A 10,378-nucleotide genomic window follows, 5' to 3' on the forward strand; every position below is an offset into this window, starting at 1 on the left:
CCGGGGCGTGCTGCCTAGGGTCGAGCCATGACCGCGCCCCGTGCCCTTCCGGCTCCCCACGACACCCCCCTCGACCTCGGTGGCCGCACCGCGCTCGTCACCGGCGCCGCAGGCGGCATCGGCCGCGCCTGCGCCCTGCGGCTCGCGGCCGCCGGTGCCAAGGTCAGAGCCGTCGACCGGGACGCCGCCGGGCTGGAGGCGCTCGCCGCGGCGGCCGCGGACCTGGGCGGCGGCGTCGACCCGCACGTCCTGGACCTCACCGACCTGGACGCCGCCGAGTCCGCCGCGGCCGGGACCGACGTCCTCGTCAACAACGCCGGACTGCAGTTGGTCCGCCCCATCGAGGACTTCCCGCCGGACGTCTTCCACACGGTGCTCACTGTGATGCTGGAGGCCCCCTTCCGCCTCATCCGCGGTGCCCTGCCGCACATGTACGAGCAGGGCTGGGGCCGGATCGTCAACATCTCCTCCGTGCACGGCCTGCGCGCCTCGGCCTTCAAGTCCGCGTACGTGGCCGCCAAGCACGGCCTGGAGGGGCTGTCCAAGACCACCGCCCTGGAGGGCGCGGCCCACGGTGTCACCTCCAACTGTGTGAACCCCGCCTATGTGCGCACCGCACTGGTCGAGAAGCAGATCGCCGACCAGGCCCGCGCCCACGGCATCCCCGAGGAGCGCGTCGTGTCCGAGGTGCTGCTGCAGGACAGCGCCGTCAAGCGCCTCATCGAACCGGACGAGGTCGCCGACGCCGTCGCCTACCTGTGCGGCCCGCGGGCATCCTTCGTGACCGGCACCTCGCTGGTCCTGGACGGCGGCTGGACCGCCCACTGAGGCACGAACCGACCGCGGCCGGCCGTCGGCCCACGGAGTTGTCCACAGGCCTGACGGGGCGGCCGCCGGATGAGGAATCCTGAGACCCATGCCCCGCGATCACCTGCAGTCCGCCGAGCGCTCCGCCCCCGCCGCCGGAGCGCCGGGCCGTCCCGGCCCCGACGCCGCCCGGCCCGCGCCCGACGGCGCCGAGGCGCCGTTCCTCGAACTGCTGGCCCGCGGGGCCCCCGCCGAGGCGTACGAGCAGCCGGTGCTGCTGGCCCGCGCCGAGGGGCTGCCCGCCGAGCGGGTCGCCGCCCTGGAGCGGGCCAAGCTGCTCGCGCTGCGCGTGCGCTCCGAGATCGAGGGACGCCGCCGCCGCGAGGCGGAGCTGTCCGCGCTGTTCGAGACCGCCCACGACCTCGCCGGACTGCGCGACCTGGACGCCGTGCTGCGCGCGATCGTGCAGCGCGCCCGCTCGCTGCTCGGCACCGACGTCGCCTACCTCAGCCTGAACGACCCGGCCAGGGGCGACACCTACATGCGGGTCACCGAGGGCTCGGTGGCGGCCCGCTTCCAGCAGCTGCGTCTCGGCATGGGGGAAGGGCTCGGCGGGCTCGTCGCGCAGACCGCCCGCCCCTACGTCACCGACGACTACTTCCGCGACGGCCGCTTCCAGCACACCCACTCCATCGACAGCGGGGTGCGCGACGAAGGGCTCGTCGCCATCGTCGGGGTGCCTTTGACGCTCGGCGACCACGTCATCGGGGTGCTGTTCGCCGCCGACCGCCGCTCCCGGGTGTTCGAGCGGGAGCAGATCGCCCTGCTCGGCTCCTTCGCCGCGCTCGCCGCGGCCGCCATCGACACCGCCAACCTGCTTGCCGAGACCCGCTCCGCCCTCGCCGGCCTGGAGCGCGCCAACGAGATCATCCAGGACCGCAGCGCCGTCATCGAGCGCGCCTCCGACGTCCACGACCGGCTCGCCGAGCTGGTCCTGCGCGGCGGAGGGGTGCACGACGTGGCGGCCGCCGTCTCCGAGGTGCTCGACGGCACCGTCGACTTCACCGAGGCCCCGGCGGCGCCCGCCGACGCCTTGGAGTCCTCGCGCGCCGAGGGCCACGCCGTACGGCACGGGGACGACTGGACCGCCGCCGTCGCCGCCGGGGACGAACTGCTCGGCGCCCTCGTGCTGCGCGGCCACCCGGACCTCGACCCCGTCGACCAGCGCACCCTCGAACGCGCGGCCATGGTGACCTCGCTGCTGCTGCTGGCCCGCCGCTCCGCCGCCGAGGCGGAGCAGCGCGTCCGGGGCGAGCTGCTCGACGACCTGCTCGACGCCCGTGACCGCGACCCCCGCCTGCTGCGCGAGCGGGCCGCCCGGCTGAGCGCGGACCTGGACGCCACCCACGCCGTGCTGGCCGCCCGGCTGGAGGGCGGCACCGCCGACGCCGACCAGGAGGCCGACGCCCGCAGACGGCTGTGGGCCGCGGCCTCCCACCTCGCCGCGACCCGGCAGGGCCTCGCTGCGGCCCGCGACGGCGGCACGGTCCTGCTGCTGCCGCTCGCCCCCGGCGACACCGCCACCGGCCTGGCCCGCCGCACCGCCCGCGAGCTCGGCACGGCCGTCCACGAACCGGTGACCGTCGGCGCCTCCGCCCCGGTCGGGCAGCTCCTCGCCCGCCCCGACACCGTGGCCACGGCCTACGCGGAGGCCCGGCGCTGCCTCGACACCCTGCGACTGCTCGGCCGCTGCGGCGACGGCTCCGCCGCCGAGGACTTCGGCTTCTTGGGCCTGCTGCTCGCGGGTGAGCGGGACATCGCCGGCTTCGTCGACCGCACCATCGGCCGGGTCGTGGCCTACGACGCCCGTCGCGGCACCGAACTGCTGCGCACCCTCGACGCCTACTTCACCTGCGGCATGAGCCCCGCCCGCACCAAGGACGAGTTGCACGTCCACGTCAACACGGTCGCCCAGCGGCTGGACCGTGTCGGCCGCCTCCTCGGGGACGACTGGCAAAGCCCGGCGCGGACCCTGGAGATCCAGCTGGCCCTGCGCCTGCACCGCCTGTCCGGCATCACCCCGCCGCCCGCACGGCCCTGACCCCCGCACCGCCGACGGGCGGGGACGGGGGCCAGGGCGACGCAGCGGATCAGTGGGTGCGCGCGTCCTCGGCGGCCTCGGTCCTGACGGGCGGCGCGCCCGGCCCGCCCGGGGCGGACACGTCCGCCAGGTCCCGGTGCCGGGTCTCCTTGGCCACCGCCACGGCGACGACCGTGAGCAGGCTCGCGGCGATGACGTAGAGCGCGATCGGGGTGGAGCTGCCGTAGTCCGACAGCAGCGCGGTGGCGATCAGCGGGGCCGGGGCGCCCGCCGCGACCGACGCGAACTGGGCGCCGATGGAGGCGCCGGAGTAGCGCATCCGGGTCGCGAACATCTCAGAGAAGAAGGCGGCCTGCGGTGCGTACATCGCCCCGTGCATCACCAGGCCCACGGTCACCGCGAGCAGCAGGGCTCCGAAGCCCCCGGTGTCGATGAGAGAGAAGAAGGGGAACATCCACAGCCCTACGCCGACCGCGCCGATGAGATACACCGGACGGCGGCCCACCCGGTCCGACAGCGCACCCCAGGCCGGAATCACGGCGAAGTGCAGCGCGGAGGCGATGAGCACCGCGTTGAGCGCGGTCTGCTTGGACACCCCGGCCGAGGTGGTGGCGTACACCAGGATGAACGCGGTGATCACGTAGTAGCTGATGTTCTCCGCCATCCGCGCGCCCATCGCCACCAGCACGTCACGCCAGTGGTGGCGCAGCACCGCCACCAGGGGCATGCGCTCGGCGGGGGCGTCGGCCTTGCGGGCCTCGGCGCGCTGGAGTGCCTCCTTGAACACCGGCGACTCGTCGACAGAGAGACGAATCCACAAACCGACGATCACCAGGACCCCGGAGAGCAGGAACGGGATGCGCCAGCCCCAGGCCCCGAAGGCCGAGTCCGACAGCACGGCGGTCAGCAGCGACAGCACACCCGTCGCCAGCAACTGCCCGGCCGGCGCGCCGGTCTGCGGCCACGAGGCCCAGAACCCGCGCCGGCGCGCGTCGCCGTGCTCGGACACCAGCAGCACGGCGCCGCCCCACTCACCGCCGAGCGCGAAGCCCTGCACCAGCCGCAGCACGGTGAGCAGGACCGGTGCTGCGCTGCCGATGGTGGCGTGCGTGGGCAGCAGCCCGATCGCGAAGGTGGCCCCGCCCATCAACAGCAGGCTCAGCACGAGCAGCTTCTTGCGTCCGAGCCGGTCCCCGTAGTGCCCGAAGACCAGCGCGCCGATCGGCCGCGCGGCGAACCCGACGGCGTACGTCAGGAACGACAGCAGCGTGCCGACCAGCGGATCGGAGTCCGGGAAGAACAGCTTGTTGAAGACCAGCGCGGCGGCCGAACCGTAGAGGAAGAAGTCGTACCACTCGATGGTGGTGCCGATGAGGGACGCGGCGACGATGCGCTTGAGATTGCTCGGGGCTGGCGGGGCGGTAGAGGGCGACGACATCGGCACCACTTCCTGGGGATTCCGCGGGGACGTTTGCGTGTCGCCACACCGTAGGAACCCGCAGGTCAGGCGCACATGTGGCGGGACTACATAGTTAAGGGGTCAGCTATGCGTGCGGCCGCCATGCCGGCCTAGGGGAACGAGTTTCCGGGGATCGGTGGTGGTCGAAACGAGTGCCGTCCGGGACGCGTGCTTCAGGGTGATCTGACGGCGTGGTGCTGATTCCCGCGCTGGTTGGGTGCTGACCAAAAGCCCACGTCGTCACCCGTCCTTGCCGGCCGCTTCGAACTGCATGGCAAGTGGCATGTCGTTTCGCGTGCCACCGACAGGTGGAAGGACGGCTCCCCGTGCCGGGCGGCGAGGTCGCCCCACACCACCACCGCGCGGGTGCCCGCGGTGGCGTCGGACCGCACGTCGAGCTGGAGTCCGCGCCGCCAGAGGTCCGCCTCCCGTCGCTCCTCGGCATCGGCGTCCTCGTCCAGGTACTCCTCGAACATCTCCGCCAGTTCGGACTCGTTGGCGTGCCACCGCGCGTCGCCGGTCCCCGCCAGCAGCCGCACGAACCCGCCCGCGTGCCGCCAGCCGTCGGTGACCGTGAGGAAGCTCCGGTACGACGGAGGCATCCGCCGGCCGAGACGCCGCTCCATGGCGGCGATCCGCTCCTCGGAGGCGGGCGGAAACCCCAGCCACCGGGCCTGCCGCGCGGCCTCGTCGTCCGCGTCCCGGACGTCGCCGTCGTGCAGCGAGTCGGCCCATTCCCCGCTCCACCGCAGCAGGAAGGTCCGCCAGTCGAACGCCGCGTTCTCCGTCATGCGCCGATGCTGTCACCCGCCACCGACAGGCCGGCTGAGAGGCCGACAGGTGTGGACCTCGTCGGACGGGGCATTCGCATGCCTGGCGCCCCGGCGTAGGGCGGCCCAGGACGAGAGGGGAGAGGTACCGAGATGATCCTTCCGGCGGAGAAGGAGCTGCGTGCTGTGCTGGCCCGGTTCGCCCAGGCGCGTATCGAGCACGACGTGCTTCCCACCGGCCGCACCAGCCGGCTGCTCGAGGACGCCACCTACACGCTGTGCGTGATGACCGGCTCCCGTACCGCCGACGAGGCCCTGCGCGTGGCCGACGCCCTGCTGGAGCAGTACCGGGCGGGCGGCAGCGGCCTCCGCCAGGAGGACGAGACGCTGGCGGCGTGACCCCGTAGGGCCCGGCCGGTCAGCGCAGCAGCGGCAGTTCGTGCAGGTTGGTCTTCGCCAGCTCCAGCAGTTCGTCGCCCTGGCCCGAGAGCACCGTGCGCGTGGCGAACAGGGAGAAACCCTTCACCTGGTCGTAGGTGAGGTTCGGGGGCAGGGACAGCTCCTGGCTCGCCGTGCGGGCGTCGACGACGGCGGGGCCGTCGAGGGTGAGGGCCTCGCTCAGCGCGTCGTCCAGCTGCCCGGCCCGGTCGACCCGCACGCCGAAGATGCCGGCGGAGCGGGCGACGGCCGCGAAGTCGAGGTCGTCGAGGTCGGTGCCGTAGTTGACGATGCCGCCGGCCTTCATCTCCAGCTCGACGAACGACAGTGTGCCGTTGTTGAAGACGACGACCTTGACCGGCAGACGCTGATGGCGCAGCGTGATCAGGTCGCCCAGCAGCATGCTCAGTCCGCCGTCCCCGCAGAGCGCCACGACCTGGCGCCGTCGGCCCGCGGCAGCCTGGGCGCCGATGGCCTGGGGCAGCGCGTTGGCCATGCTGCCGTGGTTGAAGGAGCCGATCAGGCGCCGACGGCCGTTCATCGTGAGGTAGCGCGCGGCCCACACGGTGGGCGTGCCGACGTCCGCCGTGAAGACCGTGTCGTCCGCCGCCAGCCGGTCCACCGCGGCGGCGACGTGCTGCGGGTGCATCGGCGCGTCGGTCGGCCTCGCCTCACCGAGCCGGTCCAGATGGGAGCGCACACGCCGGTAGTGCCTGGTGAGCTTCTCCGCGAACGCGCCGTCGGTCCTCGGCCGGAGCAGCGGCAGCAGCGCGGCGGCCGTGTCCTTCACCGTCCCCACGAGCGGCACCGTGACCCCGGTGCGCCGTCCGATGTGCTCGCCGCGGATGTCGACCTGGACGACGGGCACGTCCACAGGCGGGTAGAACGGCCGGTAGGGAAAGTCGGTCCCCAGCATGAGCAGGGCGTCGCAGTGCTCCATGGCGCGGTAGCCCGAGCTGTAGCCGATCAGGCCGGTCAGGCCCACGTCGTAGGGGTTGTCGTACTCGAGGTGCTCCTTGCCCCGCAGTGAGTGCACGACCGGGGACCTCAGGGCGTCCGCCAGGGCCATGACCTCGGCGTGGGCGCCCACGCAGCCGGCGCCGCCCAGGATCGTCACCCGCTGCGCGTCGTTGAGCACGCCGGCGGCCTCGGCGAGGGCGTCGCGGTCCGGCGTCACGTGCGACGCGGTCCTCAGGACCGGCCGCGCGAACGTCCCGGCGTCGCCGAGAGCGGACAGCAGCATGTCTCCGGGGACCACGAGGACGGACACCCCGCCCCGTTCGACGGCCATCCGCATGGCGATGTGCAGCAGCCGCGGCACCTGCTCCGGGGTACTGGCGAGCTCGCAGTACACGCTGCACTCGCGGAACACGTCCTGCGGGTGGGTCTCCTGGAAGTACTCGCTGCCGATCTCCTCGCTCGGGATGTGGGCGGCGATCGCCAGGACGGGCACCCGGCTGCGCTGGGCCTCGTACAAACCGTTGATCAGGTGCAGGTTGCCCGGACCGCAACTGCCGGCCGCGACGGCGAGGTGTCCGGTCAGGGAGGCCTCTCCGGCGGCGGCGAAGGCGGCCGTCTCCTCGTGCCGGACGTGCGTCCAGCCGACGGTCCCGTTGCGGCGCAGCGCGTCGGTGAAGCCGTTCAGGGAGTCGCCGGGAAGGCCGTGGACGCGGCGGACGCCGGAGGCCGCCAGTGCCTCGACCATGCGGTCTGCGACGGTCGTACTCATGGTGTGGCCCCTGTCTTCGGACTGCGTGGGGGAGGGGGTCCCGCCGATCCCGGCGACGTCGGCGCGGGCGGGATCGACGGGAGCGGGAGCCGGCGCTACCCGAGCGGCTCGACCTGCGTGACGTTGTAGGACATGGAGGCGCGGAAGCCCATGCCCGCGCGGACGGGGGCCAGGTCCGCCAGTTCCTCGCCCGGTGCCTGGAGCAGCTCGATCTCGCTGGTGCCGGTCCACACCTCGGCCACCTGCTGGTCGGCGTAGTCCATGCGGACCAGTTCGTGCACCGCGGGCTTGTCGTACTTGCCGACCTCCAGCGTGGGGAAGTGCCGCAGGTTGATCGTGTCGCGGCTGAGCAGGGCCGACGGGTCCTCCATCGGGGCCTCGAGCGTCACCCGCGCCGTGGCGAGGGTCCGCTCGTCGCAGGAGAGGGACGCCCCGAAGCGGGCGCCGGGCGACAGCGTCGGCGAGGCCTTGCCCGGCGAGGCGAACACCCGCGTCTGATGCACGTTGCCGGCCTTCTTCGGGAAGCCCTGGATCCAACCGCGGGCCAGCGCATGGTGGTTGTCGACGTAGATGTACGGGCACCACGAGATTGGCCGGCCCTGATGACGGGCGTCGACCAGCACGAAGAACTCCCGGTACTGGCTGCGGACGGGGTCGAGGTACTCGTCCTGCTCACCGTTGAACTGCCAGTCCACGAAGAACGCGACGACCCGCCCGGAGGTGTCCGGATCCGGGTCCAGTCCCTCCGGCAGCGTCGCCTCGGCGGCGGCGGGCTCCGTGAAGAACTCGACGCCCACGATGTCGCCGGCGTAGTGCCACGGCGGCGTCGGGGCGATGTTGGCCTCGCCCTTGGGGGACAGCGGGACGGTGTAACCCTTCAGCATGAGCGTCTCCTCCGGGTCCGTACGGCTCGGTTCAAAGGGGTTCGTGGGCGGACGAGTTGTGGAAGCGGCCGGACGGCTGCCTCAGGCGCCGGCGCGGCCCTCGGCGAGCCATTCCGCCTCATGTCCCGGGTCGGGAAGAACGCGGCCCGCCTCGACCGCGGAGCGCGCCGGGCTGTCGAGGATCACCACCATGACGTGCTCCCGCGGAATGCCGGACGTTCGGGACGCGGCCTCCGCGAGCGCCAGGGCCAGCCGTGTCGTCGCGTCCTGCGGATGACCACGCCGAGCCCAGCCGTTGATCAGCAGGGGCGTCCCGGGACGGCCGCCGACGTAGACGTTCTCCGGTGGTATCTCCGCGAAGACGACGTTGACGTAGTCGGGCGGTACGTGGTTGATGTCGGAGTGGATGCCGGTGATGCCGGAGGCGAGCTCGTCCTTGACGTCGGGTGTCAGGGATCCCTGGACGTAGGTGCAGGTGTAGATGGGCATGAAGCGTCCCGGGGTCGAGGGCACGGGTGTGAGGGAACGGCGCGCGACGCGGCGGCGGGCCGTCCTGTGCACCCGCGGCACCACGCACTCTCCGGCGCGGTGACGACGCGGGCGGCCGGCGGCCGAGACACCGGGTGAACTCGCCACCAGATGACCAGCATCACCCATTGGGCGGAGAGTCGCAGCTCGAAAGCGGGGCAGGGCGGCAGGCGCCGGGGTGGGAGGTGTGTGCGACCGTTGGGGTAACGGCCTTCCGTCCCGACCGGAGTTGCTCATGACCACAGCGCGTGACCTGGCCCTAGTTTCCTCCGAACCGCAGGGCGGGGCCGTCGTGGAGCGGGGCGATCTGTCCCTCGCACTCGCCGGGGCGGAGCTGATCGACCTTCTCGCGGCGGGCGCGCTCACCCTCGACGGCACCCGCCTCGTCCCCGACAGGCCGCCGCCGGCCGGTGACGTCCTGCTGTCCGAGGCGGCGGAGCGGCTGCGGGACGGCGGGCCCGGCGAGAGCGTGGAGGACTGGCTCTGGCGGCGTGGCCGCGACCTCGCCGCCCGCTACCGTGCCGTGCTCGAGGAGGAGGGGCTGGTCCCGCCCGAGCGGCGCGGCCGCAACCCGCTTCGCCGGCACCGGGACGCACCGGCCGACCCGTCGGCGGCCGCGCGGGCCAGAGAACGGTGGTCGTCGGGCGATCCGGTGCTCGGCGCCCTCGCGGCGGCCGCGGGGCTGACGGAACGGGGGAGCGAGGAGCAGTCCGACGGGCTCACCGACGACCACGCCGTCGTGCTGGCCACCGTGCTCCAGGCGGTCACGGAACTGGCCGGCGAACGGCAGCGCAGGACGATCGAGTCCGCCGCCTTCGACAACATCTGGCGCGGGAACTGACGCGACGCGCCCGGTCCGGCCGCCGGTGTGTGCGCGGGGCGTGCACGACGCCCTCCGTTCCCCGGCTCCGGCCGTCCCGTGTTGCCGCACCCGCACGGCGGTGGTGGGATGGACACGCTCTTGCGTGCGACGCGGGAGGAGGTGACGCCGGGCGACGCCCGCCCGCCCCGCACCCGGCCGCCGTCCGTCGGACCTCGGTCACGGCGATCCGGCGCGCGACCGAACTCCGCCCTGTCCCACCCCAGTTGCAGTGCGCAGTCCGCGCCCGCCGTCCGCGGCGTCCGAGCCGCCCGAGCGGCGTCGCATCGGCATCGGGGGCTGCCGCTGCCGGCCCCGGAGTCACGCCATGAACACTTACCGAGTCGCACAGGTACCCACCGCGAACGGATCCTTCGAGATCGTCGAACGCGAACTGCCCCGACCGGGCTTCCGCCACGTGCGCATCGCCGTGGAGGCCTGCGGGGTCTGCCACAGCGACGCGCTCTTCGTCTCCGCCGGCATGCCCGGTACGCCGTTCCCGCTCGTCCCCGGGCACGAGGTCGCCGGACGCATCGACGAACTCGGTGAGGGCGCCGAGGACATGGGCTGGCAGGTGGGGGAGCGGGTCACCGTCGGCTGGTTCGGCGGCAGCTGCTGGCACTGCGTCCCCTGCCGCAGGGGCGACTTCATCGTCTGCGACAACCTCAAGATCCCCGGCTACGCCTACGACGGAGGCTTCGCGGAGGCGATCGTCGCCCCCGTCGACGCCCTGGCCCGCATCCCCGAGGCTCTGACGGCCCCCGACGCGGGACCCATGGCCTGCGCGGGCGTCACCACGTACA

9 protein-coding genes and 1 pseudogene are annotated in these 10,378 nt (G+C 73.2%); 5 read left to right on the top strand and 5 right to left on the bottom strand.

The window, feature by feature from the left end:
• Positions 1 to 27: 27 nt before the first annotated feature.
• The gene (locus B100_RS0114015; protein WP_024885076.1) at positions 28 to 828 is read left to right on the top strand and encodes a 3-hydroxybutyrate dehydrogenase; all 801 of its coding nucleotides are present in this window, start codon (positions 28 to 30) and stop codon (positions 826 to 828) included.
• A gap of 88 nt (positions 829 to 916) precedes the next feature.
• Positions 917 to 2,908, top strand: a complete 1,992-nt coding sequence (locus B100_RS0114020) for a GAF domain-containing protein (protein ID WP_024885077.1) — start codon at positions 917 to 919, stop codon at positions 2,906 to 2,908.
• Positions 2,909 to 2,957: 49 nt separating this feature from the next.
• Here B100_RS0114020 and B100_RS0114025 read toward each other — a convergent pair whose 3' ends face one another.
• Positions 2,958 to 4,346: an MFS transporter gene (locus B100_RS0114025; protein ID WP_024885078.1), complete on the bottom strand. Its 1,389-nt coding sequence runs from the start codon at positions 4,344 to 4,346 to the stop codon at positions 2,958 to 2,960.
• 395 nt (positions 4,347 to 4,741) lie between these two features.
• Positions 4,742 to 5,158 (bottom strand): annotated as a pseudogene (locus B100_RS0114030) (SMI1/KNR4 family protein); the annotation flags it as partial.
• 132 nt (positions 5,159 to 5,290) lie between these two features.
• Here B100_RS0114030 and B100_RS0114035 point away from each other — a divergent pair.
• Positions 5,291 to 5,536 (top strand): DUF5133 domain-containing protein, encoded by a 246-nt coding sequence (locus B100_RS0114035; protein ID WP_024885080.1) that lies wholly within the window; start codon positions 5,291 to 5,293, stop codon positions 5,534 to 5,536.
• Between the two features lie 19 nt (positions 5,537 to 5,555).
• Here B100_RS0114035 and poxB read toward each other — a convergent pair whose 3' ends face one another.
• The 3 genes from poxB to B100_RS0114050 form a co-directional block, all read right to left on the bottom strand.
• Positions 5,556 to 7,304: a ubiquinone-dependent pyruvate dehydrogenase gene (gene poxB, locus B100_RS0114040; protein WP_024885081.1), complete on the bottom strand. Its 1,749-nt coding sequence runs from the start codon at positions 7,302 to 7,304 to the stop codon at positions 5,556 to 5,558.
• Positions 7,305 to 7,399: 95 nt separating this feature from the next.
• A complete protein-coding gene (locus tag B100_RS0114045) occupies positions 7,400 to 8,188 on the bottom strand; it encodes an acetoacetate decarboxylase family protein (protein ID WP_024885082.1) in 789 nt (262 codons plus the stop codon).
• 81 nt (positions 8,189 to 8,269) lie between these two features.
• Complete coding sequence (locus tag B100_RS0114050) at positions 8,270 to 8,701, bottom strand: tautomerase family protein (RefSeq protein WP_486585640.1); 432 nt, start codon at positions 8,699 to 8,701, stop codon at positions 8,270 to 8,272.
• A 250-nt stretch (positions 8,702 to 8,951) separates the two neighbouring features.
• On the opposite strand from B100_RS0114050, the gene B100_RS0114055 reads away from it, so the two are divergent.
• Both B100_RS0114055 and B100_RS0114060 read left to right on the top strand, forming a co-directional pair.
• On the top strand, positions 8,952 to 9,557 hold the full coding sequence (locus tag B100_RS0114055) for a GOLPH3/VPS74 family protein (protein ID WP_024885084.1): 606 nt from the start codon (positions 8,952 to 8,954) through the stop codon (positions 9,555 to 9,557).
• A 346-nt stretch (positions 9,558 to 9,903) separates the two neighbouring features.
• A partial coding sequence (locus B100_RS0114060; protein WP_024885085.1) for an alcohol dehydrogenase catalytic domain-containing protein occupies positions 9,904 to 10,378 on the top strand: 475 nt, incomplete at its 3' end.

Source organism: Streptomyces sp. CNH189 (genome assembly GCF_000527195.1).